Genomic DNA, 16,042 nt, shown 5'->3' on the forward strand with positions numbered 1-16,042 from the left:
TCCTCTCCTGCTTTCGACGTCCGTCTGAGGCGGAGCAATGATAAATTTTTACATTGTAGTATCGTATGCTAAAGTTTATTAATAATCAGGGCTAAGCTTATTTTCAAATTGACTTTACTCATTGATTATTTATTTTGAAGCTTGAATTGTATCATGAGTGTTGGGATATTTATGCATAATACGCCTTTTTCAATAGAATCGAAAATCGAAATCCTCGAAAGAAATACGCCTATTGCTATGGACTGCTTAGAGGAATGCACAGTTTGCCCGCGCGAATGTTTGGCAAATCGTATTGCCGGCGATACCGGCGAATGCGGAGTTCCTGCAAAGCTTATGATCTCATCGGCAAACCTTCATTATGGAGAAGAACCGCCAATATCCGGCACGAACGGTTCGGGAACGATATTTCTATCAGGCTGTAATCTTCATTGCGTATATTGCCAAAACTATCCTATCAGCCAATATCGCAATGGCGAATATTATTCATCCAAGCAGGCAGCGGCTAAGATGGTTGCGTTGGAAAAAAGGGGCGCGCATAACATCAATCTTGTTACCCCCTCTCATTATGTGCCATTATTAATGGAGGCGCTGCTTATAGCCTACAAATCCGGATTGACAGTTCCGATTGTATATAATTCATCAGGTTATGATTCAATTAAAATGCTTGAGCTGCTTGCCGGAGTTGTTGATATTTATATGCCCGATATGAGATATGCCGATTCCAAATATTCGAAAATTTACTCTGCTGTTGACGATTATCCCCAAGTCAACAGAGCCTCAATCAGAGAGATGCACCGACAGGTAGGCATCCTTGATGTTGTCAACGGTATTGCTGCGCGCGGATTGCTTATCAGGCATTTGGTTATGCCGGGCGGCGTTTCGGGGTCGGCAGAGATATTCAGGTTTGTTGCCGATGAGATATCGCAGGATACCTATATGGCGGTGATGAGTCAATATTTCCCGGCCTATAACGCCGGCAATTATCCGGAACTGTCCAAACGTCTGAAATTAGCCGAGTATAAAGATACTTTGCATAAATTTGAAGATGCGGGGCTTGCCAATGGCTACATTCAGCCTTTTACGGGATAGTTATTATATAGATATAGTATCAGATTATATTTTTAAAGGCGGTTTTTCTGTAAAGGAGATTTTTGTCTGAATGTCTATAAGTTTTCTTTATTTGGCGCAATTTCTTTTTGATTTTTCTGATATATCTGAAGCGGCCAAAACATAACAATCCAGGAATAGAATATTGGAAATATCCCTCCTTGCTGAATCAGCACGGAACCCTCGAAAAAGGATCGGGCAAATAATGATATTAGCGCTCCCAAGCTGGCGTAATTTAATACTTTTTGTTGAAATGTAAGTTCCGATTTCAAATTGAGCCTAATATATTTTCCTAATGATATAAAAAGATATATCAATAAAGGCAGAGCTAATATTCCAAGTTCCAACACCTTGCTTAAATATAAGTTGTGAGCGCTAGGGATATCCTTAAATACGTATTTTGTAAATACCGTAGGCAATTTGTCCATTAAATAGGCTTGTTGATTTCCAATACTAACACCAAAAATAAAATTTTCTTTTATTGTATTAATAGCCGAAGCCCAAATATCCATCCTGCCCGAAGTCATTTCCGTATCTATTCTTAAAATAAATTTGAGCAATTCTTGAAAAGTCGGATATACTATTAAGGCGATAATTATAATTAACAGAAAAGCCAAAACCGGTTTCCTAAGGCTTTTAAAAACCATAGACATAGAAAAAAGCGATAACATTACGCCAAGATATGCGGCCCTGGAATTGGACATAAGCAAACCCAACATTGATAGTATAAGTAAAACAAGTAATATTTTATTAAGCTTCGCCGGATATTTCATGACAACAAACACAAAAAGCACTGGTATCATGTAATTAAAATAATTACCCATTGTATTGGGATTGCCAAAAAAAGCGCAGTATCTAATAAATATTAATTGAAGAATTCCAATAAAACTCATGTTATTTATAATTGTAAACAGTATCATAATAACCGCGACAACTAAAGGAAACAGCACAAAAATAAATATTCTAATCGGGGATTTATTGTAGCTCCAATCATAGAACATAAAAATAAGCATCGTATAAAACACCAAGAGAACATTAGCTTTAATATTAACGCTACTAATATTAGCAATATCAGAAAGTATAACCAGCATCCAAAAAGCCGCAAAAAAGTAAATAATTTCCTTAGGAGGCAGATGGAATTTTCGGTTTGATAACAACAATGATAATAAAGATATAAAATATAACAAGGCTATAAGAAACCAGAAATATAGCGTAATATTCTCCGGCAGATACCCACATACGAAAGGCCATATTGCCAGCATTAAATAAACTATTATATCTATTTTTACTGCGGCAATTGCTATTATAATTATGCCTCCCATTATAATAAAGCTTGTATAATGATTATATGAAGAGATAAGGGATACTATTATTGACAACAGAACCGGTAAGATTATTAAACCCAAATAGGATTTATTTTTTATAAGGTAATCCATTATTACACTACTGCGCTAAAATTTTCTCATTAAAACCTATGGCATAACGATTCGCCGCTATTGCAAACATTTTTCATATTTTCAGCTTTCTATATAATATATCGAGGAATCTTTGTCATGATAAATATATCGCGAATTATTAAACATCAATTATTATTTCATATCGACGCAAAAACTACCATACAAAAGGGTAGTTGACAATATTCAATCAATAGATTATACATAATTTAAGATTATTGTGCCATTATGAGGAAAACAAAATGCCTATCGAACAAGATAAGAAAATAGAGACTCACAAAACGGTTCTTTCGGTAGTAATACCAGTGTTAAACGAGGAAGGAAATGTCGCTTATCTTTTAGAATCGCTTATAAAAGACATAAAGCAATTAGATGTTTCCTATGAGATAATTTTCATTGATGACGGCAGTTCCGACAAAACCTGGCACCTAATAACTGAAGCCTCGAAAAAGAACGCTCATATTAAAGGCATCTCTCTATCCCGAAATTTTGGCCATCAGAATGCAGTTTTTACCGGCCTTCATTACGCATCCGGGAAAGCTATAATAACGATGGATGGCGACTGTCAGCATCCGCCAGAGAAAATTGCCGAGTTGTATAATGCCTGGCAAAAGGGATTTAAAATCGTAAACACTAAAAGAATCGACAGCGAAGACTTCTCATTCATCAAGCGATTTACATCTCGTCTGTTTAATAAAATATTTTCCCTGCTTTCCGGTTTGCCTATGTCAAAAGGCTTATCTGATTTCAGGTTAATTGACAGGCAGGTGGTAGATGTTATTAAGGATATGCGTGATACCGACTTATTTTTCAGGGGTATAACACATTGGGTGGGATTTTCGGCAACTACAATCACATTTCAGGCCAATAAACGATATTCGGGTTCAACGAAATTCAGCTTGTGGAAATTGTTTAAATTCTCTATCTCCGCTATCCTCTCTTTTTCAATTGTTCCGCTAAAATTCAGTATATGGCTGGGGTTTATAACAAGCTTATTAGCCTTTGCCGAACTTGTTTATATTTTCATCCGATACATTCAGGGAATCTCGGTTCCGGGTTGGGCCTCCACGCTTACTGTGATTTCTTTCATGTTTGGAATGCTGTTCATATTACTTGGAATAATTGGGGCATATCTGGGAAATATCTTTGAAACATTGAAAAACAGGCCGCGATTCCTTATTCAGGATATGTCAGGTTTCATTGATGATAATGGTTAAATTAATAATAATCGTATTAATCGGCGCAATTAACCTCTATTTAACTTCCGATTTTAGCAAAATACCGGAATATTAACTTATGCTTACCGATAAAAGAACCGCTTCAGTATTATTGGTGTTTATATGTTCTTTGTGTTTTGGCCTGTTCTTCGGCTTAAATTATGGTATAAGCAATCAAAACACATATCTTATTCATGGGCTTAACTTATTCAATCCTGACTTGTTAGCAAATGACTGGCTGACAAGCGAAACCACCGACTATAATCCGTTTTTTTCCTATTTAGTCATGCTGCTCTATAGCCTTAATTCGGGCGGCTGGGCATTTGGCATTATCAATGTAATCTCTTTAATGCTGGGCAGTATCCTGATTTATAAGATTATGGCAGTTGTTTTGAAAGATAGATTTCTCCTTCCCGTCTATCTGCTTTTAATGGCGATTATAACAATTACCAAGACATTCAGCGTATCGGGAAGTTATATTTTCTGCGGCATATTGCAGCCATCAACAATAGGAAGCTTAGGATTTTTAGCCGCTTTTTTGTATTTTATCAGGAAACAATATGCTTTATCCGGTATTTATCTTGCGTTGGGGGGAATTTTTCATGCAAATTTTTTAGTATTGGGTTTTCCTGTTTTTTTCATAGCTCATTTATTAATAGGCAGGCATAAACTTGGGATTCGTCTTCTAAAACAGCTCGGCTTTTCAGTAATTAGCCTTATGCCTTTAATGCCATTGATAATCAGCTCGGCTGGTTCTCCCGATTCGGAAATAGCAAGGAGGATTTTGTTTGAAATAAGATCGCCACATCATTATATGCCATCACATTTTTATAAAGACTTTGTCGAATTCAGCGGCTGGCTATTAATGGGTCTGGCAATCGGCTGGAAATTATTCTTGCGCAAAAGCGAATGGCTCAACTTTAAAATTCTTTTAATCTCGATGCTGTTCCTGACAATAATCGCCACGCTTTTAACCAGTGTTGTTTATATACCCCTGGCAGCTCAGCTGTATTTCTGGCGTTTAGCTCCTTTCGTGATTTTATTCATTCAGATTATTATCAGCGCCGGGTGCATTATGTATCTTATGGAATCGCAGTCGGCGCAGGCAATTTCAAAGACAGCGTTAGCATCAATTACGGCTGGTTTTGGTTTGGTTAATTTATTCTATGTGCATCATGGCAAATATCAGTTTTTATTAATATTGCTGCTGAGTATCATGTTTAAATTAATTCTACGATTAAAATCATACAAACAGTTTTCAGATAAGATATTAATCAATATCGTGCTGATTTTTTCACTCGTAGTTTGGGTTATCGGCGGTCTGATGCCTTTAAAGGATGCCCCTAAATGGTCGAGTTTGATTAGCGGGTTTTCAATCAATGAGACCGAATTATATAATTGGGCTTCGCATACGAAAGTCGATGCTGTTTTTCTGGTCCCGCCCGATTTGAATAATTTCCGTCTGAATGCGCAGAGAGCCATAGTAGTCGATTGGAAATCGCATCCGATTTTATCAAGCGAGTTGATTGCCTGGTATCATAGAATCGAGACTGTTTCGGGCATTGAAAAGGTGTCCTGTTTGCCTGAGGCTGCGGCCGGCTACAATAATATCGATGATGAGCGATTGACTATGCTCAGGGCTGAATATCAGCCCAATTATATTGTTCTGCACAAGGGTTATGGATATGATTTTTCAGATGATTATGAACTGGTTTTTGAGAATGATGGGTTTGTGGTGTTGAAACTCAAATAGGCAGGGCTTTCCGATGCGGCGGATTGCCCTGCTGCTTGCTATTTCAACGGCGCTTTCAACAGATGAATATCATCAATCCAAATTGTGCCTTTACCGTTTATAACGACATTAAGCTTTACATAATCGGGATTTTCGCCCTTTTTCAAGAAGAAAAATGTTTCCTCGGTCGACCAATCGTTGTTACCCGATAAAGGCGTTTGCAAATCTTTTGAGAAAAACTCGCCCTTACCGGGAAAACCGCAATACATCTCTAAATATGCCTGCCCCTCGATATTTTCGGAACGCATGCTGGCTCGATATATCAATCGTGCATCCTCGATATCGATAGCGCTGTTTCGATAGAGTTCGATTACAGTCGAAGTGTCGCACGAAATTCGGATAGAACCATTGCCATCGCTGGAAACTTGCGCGTCAAATTCGATGCCTGTCTGGGTGATGATTCCCTCAAGGCTTGATATCGGATACTGAGCCAGTTCGATTGTTTGGGCTGGCTTTTCCGAACAACTGACAGTCAATGCCAGAATGGCAATGCCTGTGATTATCCATCTTGTCATAATATCTCCCTTGTTTATTATGATAGTTATTATCCCGTATCTTATAAATTATCGGATTATAAGAGGGATAGTTTAATTTCTATCTATGGGGAAACTATGAATAAAATACCCAACTGTGCCAGGATTTTGCCAGGGCGCCCCATTTCCGCCCAAAGCGGGAGCGGGCTGCCTCAGAATACAGGAAAATGCTTGCCTGGTAATTTATTCCATAATGTTTTATCAACATTCTGATATCGATTGATAGTTATGAATTTTGAAGTTTGGCAGCTTTTATAAAGGTATTCCACCCCCGCTTGAGGCGGGGGATGGGGCACCCCTCAATAGAGTTTAACGCTACTCCAACCCCGCCTTGCCCTTAATCTTATCAACCGGATATTTTTTATCATTGATGACAATCTTTTCATCAATAGCCTTGAGCAGATCGAAATCCAGCATCTGCGATAAACGTATGGCATATATCATCACATCGGCAATCTCTTCCTGCGCCGCTTGCCTTTGAGCAGGTGAGAGGCTCTCAAGTTTCGATTGCCATAGCGTCAGCCATTGGAATATCTCCATCAACTCAGCCGCCTCGATAGATAATGCCATACTCAGGTTTTTCGGATTATGAAACTGTTCCCAATCCCTTTCATTGCTGAAATCGGCAATACGTTTGGATAGGCTCTCAAAATAGCTGTCATTTTTGCTCATTTAAAAATCCTTCAATAGCCTTAATCGTTAAATCCAAATGCTCTTTTCGATGAGCATAACTTACGAACCATGCCTCATATCCGGAGGGCGGAATATATACGCCCTGTTTCAACAGCGAATGGAAAAACTTGGCGTATTTATTCATGTCGCACTTATTGATAGTATCAAAATCGATAACATCATTATCGGTAAAAAACAAAGTGAACAGGCTTTCCGCCTGATTGATTTTGGCTGGCATATCATATTGTTCACAAAGCTTTGATATTTTGCCGGTGAGGTCATCGGCATACTGTTTTATCTGCCTATAAATATTGATATTGCTCAGTTCTTTTAGGACGGCAATTCCGGCGACAGTCGAAAGCGGATTGCCCGAAAGAGTACCTGCCTGATAGACAGCGCCCAATGGCGCCAGGTTATCCATGATTTCCTGCTTGCCGCCGACTGCGCCAATCGGCATGCCGCCGCCCAGAATTTTCCCAAGGCAAACAAGATCGGGTTTGATGTCATAATACTCAGCCGCGCCGCCCGGCGCTATACGGAAACCAGTGATTACCTCATCAAAGATTAATACACTGCCATGTCGCTTGGTTAACTCGCGCAGTTTCTCAAGGAAACCGGGCACAGGCGGTATGACGCCCATATTAGCGGCTATCGGTTCGACTATGACTCCCGCTATCTGTGTGTTGAACTCCTTGAAACAACTCTCTACTGCATCAATATTATTATAGGGAATGGATAGAGTGGCTTTGGTTATTCTATCCGGGATGCCATTGCTTGCCGGTATGCCGCCGGCTGCCAGCCCTGAACCTGCCTTAATCAGAAACGAATCAGAATGGCCATGATAGCCGCCATCGAACTTGATTATAATATCTCTGCCGGCTGCGCCTCTGGCTAATCGGGCTGCGGTCATACATGCCTCGGTGCCGGAACTTACCAAGCGGATTTTCTCTGCCCAGGGCATCCGTTCATTTACAATCAGGGCTAATGTTAGTTCGTCTTCAGTCGGCGCGCCGAATGATGTTCCCGAATCGGCTTTGCTCTTAACCGCCTTAACAACCTGCTTATGGGCATGCCCCAATATCAACGGACCCCACGACATGACATAATCGACATAGCGATTGCCATCGACATCATACAGCCATGCCCCTTCGCCTTTATCAACGATAAACGGGCTGCCGCCAACCGATTTGAATGCCCTTACCGGACTGTTTACACCGCCGGGTATGAGCTTGGATGATTGCGTGAATATCTCAGATGACTTGCTGTTTGGCTTTTTATTACTCATTATTAAATACCCTTATCTGTTTACTAAACGCAATTACATTCCTGCAGAGCAACAAAAATGGCTTATGCAATAAGCCCCTACAATGTTGACAGAGTTAATTTGTTGTTTGCTCCTGCGAGTAGGGTCGTATTGCAATATGCCCCTACGCGACATACTTGCAGCATAATGCGTATTCATCAAATAATTTCTCATCATCGCATATCTTAGCTAAGCCAGCCAACTGCCTCGACTGCATGATATGATATTATAATATCCGTACCCGCGCGTTTGATAGATGTTAATATCTCAAGCGTGAGAAGTTTTTCATCGACAGCGCCAGCTTGGGCAGCAAACTTCACCATAGAATATTCGCCGCTGACATTATAGGCAGCAATAGGAACATCGAATCTGTTTTTAGCTTTAGCGATTATATCAAGATACGAAAGCGCCGGTTTAACCATGACAATATCGGCGCCCTCGTCGATATCGAGGCTTATCTCTTTAAGCGCTTCGGTTGTGTTCGATGGGTCCATCTGGTAGCTTTTTCTATCGCCAAACTGCGGAGCCGAACCTGCCGCTTCTCTAAACGGTCCATAAAAAGCCGAGCAATACTTTGCCGAGTATGACATGATAGCGATATCCTTATAACCGCCATCATCTAAGCCATGACGGATTGCCTGCACTCTGCCATCCATCATATCCGAGGGGGCGACTATATCAGCGCCGGCTTTGGCAAAACTTACCGACTGCTTAGCCAGATTTTTAATCGTAGCGTCATTATCGACAACGCCATTCTTTATGATGCCGCAATGGCCATGGTCGGTATATTCGCAAAAGCAAACATCGGCGATTATTAATATTTCCGGATTTTTATCTTTAATCTCTCTGATTGCCTGTTGTACTATGCTATCATCTTTTAATGATGCCGAACCTGCGGCATCTTTTTCCGCCGGTATGCCGAAAAGCAGAACACCCGGAATGCCAAGCTCGAACGCCCGTTTCGCCTCGACTCCTGCCTCTTTAACCGGATACCGGAATATCCCCGGCATAGACTCAATCGGTTCGGGTTTGCTTATCGTTTCGCTTATAAAAATCGGATATATAAAATCCGAGGGAGAAATTGCGGTCTCGCGCACTAATCGGCGTATAGCCTCGCTTTTTCTAAGCCTTCTGGGTCGGTTTGATGGAAAGCTCATTTCACGCCCTCCTTTGCTTTGTAATATGCTAAAAGTTCGTTTATAATTCCCGGTATATTATGCTCTTTCGCCTCGGCTGCAACATGAATATCATGCGACTTGATAATTTTCGATGTTGATGGACCAATGGAAACTGTAACGGCATCCGTTATCAGCTTATCTATTTCATCTTTATTCAAAATATTGCAGAATCCCTTAACAGTAGAACCACTGGTGAATATTATAACATCAGGCGGATAATTAAAAAGCTTCTCCTTGAATCCCTCCAACCATTCGGGATAATATGTGTTATAAGTCTGTATCGGGATAACATTCGCGTCGGTATCGATTAGTGTCTTTTCGACAGTGTCATCAGCAAGGTTTCCCCTGATGCGTACGATTGTCGAGCCTTTGAGATTGAAGCTGTCAGCCATCTGCTTGGCTAAGGATTCGACAGTGGCTTTCGAGGGGATAAAATCAGCTTTAATATTAAACGTTTTCAATGCCCGCGCAGTGCCATAACCAACTGCAGCAATTTTGAAACCGGCCAGACAGCGGATGTCGGCATCGCGGGATACAAGCTGATTAATAAAATACCGCACACCATTTTCGCTTGTAAATATCAGCCAATTATCGATAGAACCGGAGCTATGCTTAATATCATCAAACGCCGTCCAGCCCTTCAGGTCGACATGCTCCGAGGTGGCAATTGTCGGATAGGGCATAACCTCCGCGCCGATTTCCCTCAGCGATACATACATAGCCTGCGCCTGGTCTGCGGGACGGGTTACCATAATCCGGATACCGGATAGCGGCTTATGACTGAACCAGTCAAGCTCATTCTGAAATCCGACAACATCTCCAATAACGAATATGGCGGGCGGGTTGATATTCATCCGTTTTGCCTTAGCCGGCAATTCATGCAATGATGAAACAACTATTTTTTGCGATGGCAGAGTTCCCCGCTCAATCACTGCGGCGGGTGTTTCGGGAGACAAGCCGTTTTCTATCAGCGCTGCGGCAATGTTTTCAAATTCTCGAACACCCATGTATATTACTAATGTGCCGTTCTTAGCTTTGGCAAGATGTTCCCAAGGTACTGATGTAGTTTCTTTTTCTTTAGCTTTATGACCTGTGGCAAATACAACATATGATGCCTTACTCCGTTCAGTGCAGGGTATCCCGCTATAGGCGGGCACGGCAACACCGGCGGTTACGCCGGGGACTATCTCATACTTGATGCCGTTATCATGCAGATACTTTGCTTCCTCGCCGCCGCGGCCGAAGGTAAACGGGTCGCCGCCTTTGAGACGAGCTACAGTTTTTCCATCACGGGCAAAATCAGTTAGAAGTCGGTTTATATCCTTTTGAGGAAGCGAATGTTTGCCCTCTATTTTGCCGACATACTTCTTCTCGATATGTTCTGGCAATGAAACAACAATTTCGGAGGGCACAAGATTATCATATACGACTATATTACAGCTATTTAACAGCTCTTTGCCGCGAACCGTGATAAGCCCCGGATCACCAGGTCCGGCACCTATAAGATATACCGTTCCTGTTTTAATCGCATCAGCCATCGATTAAAGCTATCGCTCCCTGCTTAATTAAACTGTTCATTACTTTATCTACAAGCAATTCATTTGAGAGTTCGGCGGTGATTTTATCAGAAGCATCAAGCCGCTTACTGCCGTTTTTGTTAAAAATAACCGCTTTCAGCCAAACTTCATTTATATCGCAATAGGCAATTCCCCCGATAGCGGTAGAACAACCGGCGTTTAATTTTTTCAGGAGCAGTCTTTCAATGTTTAGACAGCGATGTGCCTGTTCATCGTTTAAAAGGCTGACTATTTCTTTAATATTTTTATCATCGCATCTTATCTGCACCGCTAATGCTCCCTGTCCGGGCGCTGGTATGAATATATCCGGCGATAGTATCTCAGTTGTTTCATCATCAAAACCAAGCCGATACAGTCCGGCGCGCGCCGCTATTAAAGCATCATAACCGCTAAGTGAAAGCTTGCTAAGACGAGTTTCGATATTGCCTCTTATATCGCGCACTATAAGGTCGGAACGCATGTGTAAAAGCATTGCCTTGCGTCGAGGCGAACTTGTGCCGACAACGCTTCCGGGTTTAGTATCAGCAAGACTTGAATTATCCTTTGCAATCCAGACATCCTCAATCGGTCCTCGCTCAGGAACCGCGCCTATCATGAGGCCATTAGCATCAACTGATGGCAGGTCTTTTGCGCTGTGTACAGCAATGTCTATGGTTTTATTAATGAGAGCTTGTTCGATTTTTTTGGTAAATACTCCAGTGCCGCCGATTTTCTCAAGTGAGGATATCCTATCGGTATCACCAGTGGTTTTTATAATTATCAGCTTTACATTGATATCCAGGTGTTTTTTTCTGAACAGGTTGATTATATAATTGGTTTGGGCAAGGGCAAGCTTGCTTCCTCTTGAGCCGATTTTAATAGTATTCATAAAGCAGATTGCCGCCGCTTGAAATCGGCGCTAACCTTCCAGCAAACGGTTTAGCTCTTCCTCAATTTGCTGGTCATCCTTATTTTTCAGAATAGATTTCCAGTCGGCATTGAGAAACCTGTTAAGACTTTCGACTTTTTTACCCGGTTGCCCCTTCCATTGTCTATGTACTTTTTTTCTGAATAAAGCCGCAAGCTTGGCGATTTTATTCCACCGCTGAGTGAATATATCATCAAGAATTAAACGCAGATGACCGGCTAAAAAGGGAGCCTTGCCATCGGTAGCAACCGCTACAGTTATACAATCCCTTCTGACCACAGCCGGAAAAATAAAATCGCACAGCTTAGGCGAATCTACTACATTTACCGGCACACCCGCATTTTTACAATCCTCCGATACCTGCTTGTTTAACTCTTTATCATCGCTGGCAGATATAACAAGCCCGTAAGCTGATGCCTCCGGTGAATCGTATTTGCGCTTCTCAAGTTTCAGGGATTTCTTGCTGGCGTAATACCCTATCTTTTCAACCGGCTCCGGCGCAATAACCGTAATATCACATTCATAATCAAGAAGCGTATTTATTTTACGTAATGCCACAGCTCCGCCGCCAACTACCAAGCAGGGACGGTTTTTAAGTGAAATAGTTATAGGTAAGAATTCATTTGCCATAATAACTCCATTTTAGCGGATTGAAAGACATCAAACAAGCTCCCGATTATGAAACTTCACCTGCAGTATTTTTTTAACCAGAACTTTTGTCGTCCTGTTTACCTCATCTTTAAGTTCCGGAGAAAGTTTTCCCAGCACTTTCGAGATTTCCTTCAAGCGTATTTCCTCGCAGGCTTCGCCAAGCCCATTATAGGATGGCTCATGCCGCACTTGATCGAACCAATAGGCAAATTCGCTGAGCTTGCGCTCTATTATCTCCTGAGCCTGCGGGATAGCCAGCTCCCTTTTTTGCTGATGTTCTTTTACATGCTGTTTGATGTCTTCTAAATCGAACACTTCAATATTGGCGTGATAGTTCTTACCGATTTCAACATCACGCGGCGCCGCTATATCCATAATTATCAGCCCGTTGCTTTTCCCTGATGATATATAAGTATCTATCATCTGTCGAGTAATAACAGGTTCCTTTGAACCCGTACAGGTAATAACCAAGTCTGCCGATTCGATAAGGCTCGAAAGCCGGTCGAGCGAATAACCCGAACCATTAAATTTAGCAGCAAATTTAACCGCTTTCTCAGGCGTGCGGTTGGCAAACATAAGTTTACCGTGAGGGAATTTTATGATTTTAGAGGCGGCTAAATTAATTATCTGATTAACGCCGACAAACAATATGGCTGGCTTGCCCAGCCTGCTGATTCTATCTTTCAAAAACTCAACCGTTGTGCTTGAAACCGAACATGCCCCTTTGCCCATCTCGGTTTCGGAACGAACCAGCTTGCCGACACGAAAAGCCTGGTGGAATAGTTTATGTATAATTTTGCCGGTCGTCTTGGCAGTGCAGGCAGAACTGTAAGCATCCTTAAGTTGTCCTAATATCTGGTTCTCGCCGAGCACCATCGAATCGATGCCGGCTGCAACATTAAACAGATGCGATACCGTATGCTTGTTATTTTTAGAATAGAAGCAATGTTCAATATCGGCTATATCCAGGTTTTTATAATTTTGATAAAATGACTTCACCAGTTCAAAAGGTTCTGCAATTTTCTTTGCTATTGCATAAAATTCAACCCGGTTGCAGGTGGAAACGATTATCACTTCCATAACCCCTTTAAGCTCGCCAAAACTGATAGCAGCCTTGACTATCTCATCGCGTCCAATCTGAAGAGGTTCACGCTGTTTTAACGTTGATGTTTTATGACTTATTCCGCAAACAATAAGATGCCAGCTACTGGATGTCATTTAATTTGTTCTCCCGAATCTTCGCCTGCAATATCGTAATTACTTTAGCGAGGCTGTTACTCCGCCGCCAACAATTTCCACATTCTCAAATCCCGCCTGCTTCAGTATAATCGATGCCTGGTATGAACGAGGACCGCGCTTGCATATAAGTATAATTCTTTTATCTCTGTCTAATTCATCCAAATGGTTGACTAAGTCATTTAACGGGATGTTTGTAAGTTTACAGTTGTTAGCAAACGGCCAACTATCAGCTTTAACCTCGTCGGTTTCGCGAACATCGAGCCAGATGACATCACCATCGATATTTTCAAAATCATCGCCCGGACTTATAAAACTAACGCCTTTACCCTGAGCCAATATCATCGTTGCCAAATGGTGAAGCGGGTCTAATGCCTCCGAATACGGGGGAGCATAACCCTGCTCGAATTTAAGTAAATCCTCTATAGTCGCTCGTCTTTGTAAAAATGATGACATTACATCAACTCGCCGACATATATCGCCCTTGCCTGCCGCCTGAAGCCCCAAAGGTTTCCGGTCATTTTCACCATAGACCATTTTAAGCGTGATAGTTTTCCCCTCGGGATAATAATCAGGTTTTTCAGGGAAACTCCCCCAAACAGATTTAGCCTTAATTCCAGCATCGGCGGCAGCAGTCTCTGTTAGCCCGACTGCGCCGACATTCAAATCGAATACTTTTACTAAAAAAGCGCCGACTACTCCTGGAAACTCAATATCATTGCCGGCTAAATTCTCTGCTATAATCCAGCCATGACGGTTTGCCAGCGAACCCATCGGCATATATGTTTTCCTGCCGGTAATCTGATGATACGACTCTACGCAATCGCCGCCCGCGTAGATATGCTCATCGGATGTCCGCAAATGCTTATCTACTAAAATTCCGCCGGTTTCGCCGATTTCAAGACCGCAAGCTTTCGCCAGCGATACCTCTGGTTTGACGCCCAAACAGAGAAATACATAGTCAACAACGATTTCATCCTGTCCTTGTATTTTTACCACCGGATTGCTTTCGCCATTAAGCTCGATTTTTTCAACCATACCGCCGGTGATAACATTGACATCCTGCCGCGCCAGTTCACGGCTAACAATTGCCGCCATTTCCGAGTCAAGCACAAAAGGTAGAAGCTGCTTCTCCTTTTCGACAAGCGTTACCTCGATACCCCAAAGACTGCCAGCGGCTTCGGCAACTTCACAACCGATAAATCCGCCGCCCACAACAACCGCCGTGCCAATCTGTCCGGTTTGCGCCATTTTACGGAAATTGATAGCATCATAAGGGCGCGCAAATGGTTTTATCCTTGGGCTTTCAGCAACCGGGAAAGGCGATTTAGCTGAATTAGCCCCGGTTCCCAAAACCAACTTGCCGTAGCCATGCTCGAATGTTTCGCCAGTCTTTAGATCATTAACAGCTACAGTTTTCGCTTTTTTATCGATACTGATAACTTCATAGTTAATAAAAACATCGACTCCCTTAGAGTTTTTGAAAAACTCCGGCGATCTAACCACACCATATTGCGTTATAGTAAGATCTTTAAAACTGTTAATATCGCCTGAGGCAAAATAGGGAAGGCCGCAGGTGCCGTAAGAAATATGTTCTTCCTTTTGAAAAACTGTAATGCTGGCTGATGGCAGACGCCGTGCCAATGCTGCGGCTGTTTTAGTACCAGCGGCTACGCCTCCTATTATTACAAAATCTGATTTTCCCATAATCTTGTAATATAATTAATATAGCTGCTCAACACAACCCAGTAATTACAGAAGTTTCTCGATTTTTTTCTGAATTTGCAAATCGGGATTTTGACCGTTGATTTTTTAGTGATAAACCTAACATTATATACATCAACGCGTAGGGGCGTATTGCATACGCCCTCTTTTGTTTGCCTGCTGCGTGATGATGCGGAAATGAATAGGCAAAAATCGTCCGCCTGAGGCGGATGCCCTACTTAGCTATAGCAGAAGAAACACATGTTAATATGGGTGGGCGGCACACGTCTTCGTGTGCTCCTTATCTATTATTCCCCTCTTGAGAGGGATTAGGGGTGTGTTATTAGCGCTAAATGTTCAACATAATTCCGAATAATATTTTAATTTATTTGCAGCTCTACTGCAAAATCTGGGATTCTATTCATATCACTACTGTCCGGCCTTTTCCGCCTTAGGCGGATGCTATAGTGATGTCATTCCCACACTGCCCGCGTCATTCCCAACTTGATTGGGAATCCAGAGATTGGTCATGCTTATAGCTCCTGCCTGCCGGCGCCCGCCTGTCTGCGGACGCGGGGCACGGTATTTTTGTTATCCGCCATTGGTTTAACATACAGCTCCGTCCGCCACTGGCGGATTTCTGGATTCCCGTTTTCGGGAATGACGCAAATGGATAATCATCGAATCAAAATCGATTTCTGAAATTTAATT

Annotated in this window: 13 protein-coding genes; 3 read left to right on the forward strand and 10 right to left on the reverse strand. The window is 42.0% G+C overall.

The genetic code is table 11. The annotated features are described in order from the left end of the window. The first annotated feature begins 171 nt into the window (after positions 1-171). Positions 172-1,089 (forward strand): radical SAM protein, encoded by a 918-nt coding sequence (locus J7K40_08685; protein ID MCD6162473.1) that lies wholly within the window; start codon positions 172-174, stop codon positions 1,087-1,089. Positions 1,090-1,163: 74 nt separating this feature from the next. Here J7K40_08685 and J7K40_08690 read toward each other — a convergent pair whose 3' ends face one another. Further along, on the reverse strand, positions 1,164-2,369 hold the full coding sequence (locus J7K40_08690) for an O-antigen ligase family protein (protein MCD6162474.1): 1,206 nt from the start codon (positions 2,367-2,369) through the stop codon (positions 1,164-1,166). A gap of 434 nt (positions 2,370-2,803) precedes the next feature. Here J7K40_08690 and J7K40_08695 point away from each other — a divergent pair, with 434 nt between their 5' ends. After that, complete coding sequence (locus J7K40_08695) at positions 2,804-3,778, forward strand: glycosyltransferase family 2 protein (GenBank protein MCD6162475.1); 975 nt, start codon at positions 2,804-2,806, stop codon at positions 3,776-3,778. A 79-nt stretch (positions 3,779-3,857) separates the two neighbouring features. After that, a complete protein-coding gene (locus tag J7K40_08700; protein MCD6162476.1) occupies positions 3,858-5,531 on the forward strand; it encodes a hypothetical protein in 1,674 nt (557 codons plus the stop codon). 38 nt (positions 5,532-5,569) lie between these two features. Here the strand turns inward: J7K40_08700 and J7K40_08705 are convergent, their stop codons facing one another. The 9 genes from J7K40_08705 to J7K40_08745 form a co-directional block, all read right to left on the reverse strand. Next, positions 5,570-6,085, reverse strand: coding sequence for a hypothetical protein (locus J7K40_08705; GenBank protein MCD6162477.1), 516 nt, complete (start codon positions 6,083-6,085; stop codon positions 5,570-5,572). Between the two features lie 333 nt (positions 6,086-6,418). Continuing rightward, on the reverse strand, positions 6,419-6,775 hold the full coding sequence (locus tag J7K40_08710; protein MCD6162478.1) for a nucleotide pyrophosphohydrolase: 357 nt from the start codon (positions 6,773-6,775) through the stop codon (positions 6,419-6,421). Further along, on the reverse strand, positions 6,762-8,060 hold the full coding sequence (hemL, locus tag J7K40_08715; GenBank protein ID MCD6162479.1) for a glutamate-1-semialdehyde 2,1-aminomutase: 1,299 nt from the start codon (positions 8,058-8,060) through the stop codon (positions 6,762-6,764). Before hemL ends, J7K40_08710 begins: the two co-directional genes overlap by 14 nt. A 203-nt stretch (positions 8,061-8,263) precedes the next feature. Beyond that, positions 8,264-9,235 (reverse strand): porphobilinogen synthase, encoded by a 972-nt coding sequence (gene hemB / locus J7K40_08720; GenBank protein ID MCD6162480.1) that lies wholly within the window; start codon positions 9,233-9,235, stop codon positions 8,264-8,266. Beyond that, positions 9,232-10,794 (reverse strand): uroporphyrinogen-III C-methyltransferase, encoded by a 1,563-nt coding sequence (gene cobA, locus J7K40_08725; protein MCD6162481.1) that lies wholly within the window; start codon positions 10,792-10,794, stop codon positions 9,232-9,234. The genes hemB and cobA overlap by 4 nt, the downstream gene beginning before the upstream one ends. Then, on the reverse strand, positions 10,787-11,701 hold the full coding sequence (hemC, locus tag J7K40_08730) for a hydroxymethylbilane synthase (GenBank protein ID MCD6162482.1): 915 nt from the start codon (positions 11,699-11,701) through the stop codon (positions 10,787-10,789). Before hemC ends, cobA begins: the two co-directional genes overlap by 8 nt. A 30-nt stretch (positions 11,702-11,731) precedes the next feature. Further along, positions 11,732-12,370: a bifunctional precorrin-2 dehydrogenase/sirohydrochlorin ferrochelatase gene (locus tag J7K40_08735; GenBank protein ID MCD6162483.1), complete on the reverse strand. Its 639-nt coding sequence runs from the start codon at positions 12,368-12,370 to the stop codon at positions 11,732-11,734. Positions 12,371-12,400: 30 nt separating this feature from the next. Next, on the reverse strand, positions 12,401-13,609 hold the full coding sequence (locus tag J7K40_08740; GenBank protein ID MCD6162484.1) for a glutamyl-tRNA reductase: 1,209 nt from the start codon (positions 13,607-13,609) through the stop codon (positions 12,401-12,403). Between the two features lie 39 nt (positions 13,610-13,648). Continuing rightward, complete coding sequence (locus tag J7K40_08745; protein MCD6162485.1) at positions 13,649-15,334, reverse strand: FAD-dependent oxidoreductase; 1,686 nt, start codon at positions 15,332-15,334, stop codon at positions 13,649-13,651. Positions 15,335-16,042 lie beyond the last annotated feature (708 nt).

This window comes from Candidatus Zixiibacteriota bacterium (genome assembly GCA_021159005.1).
Taxonomy (GTDB): domain Bacteria; phylum Zixibacteria; class MSB-5A5; order UBA10806; family 4484-95; genus JAGGSN01.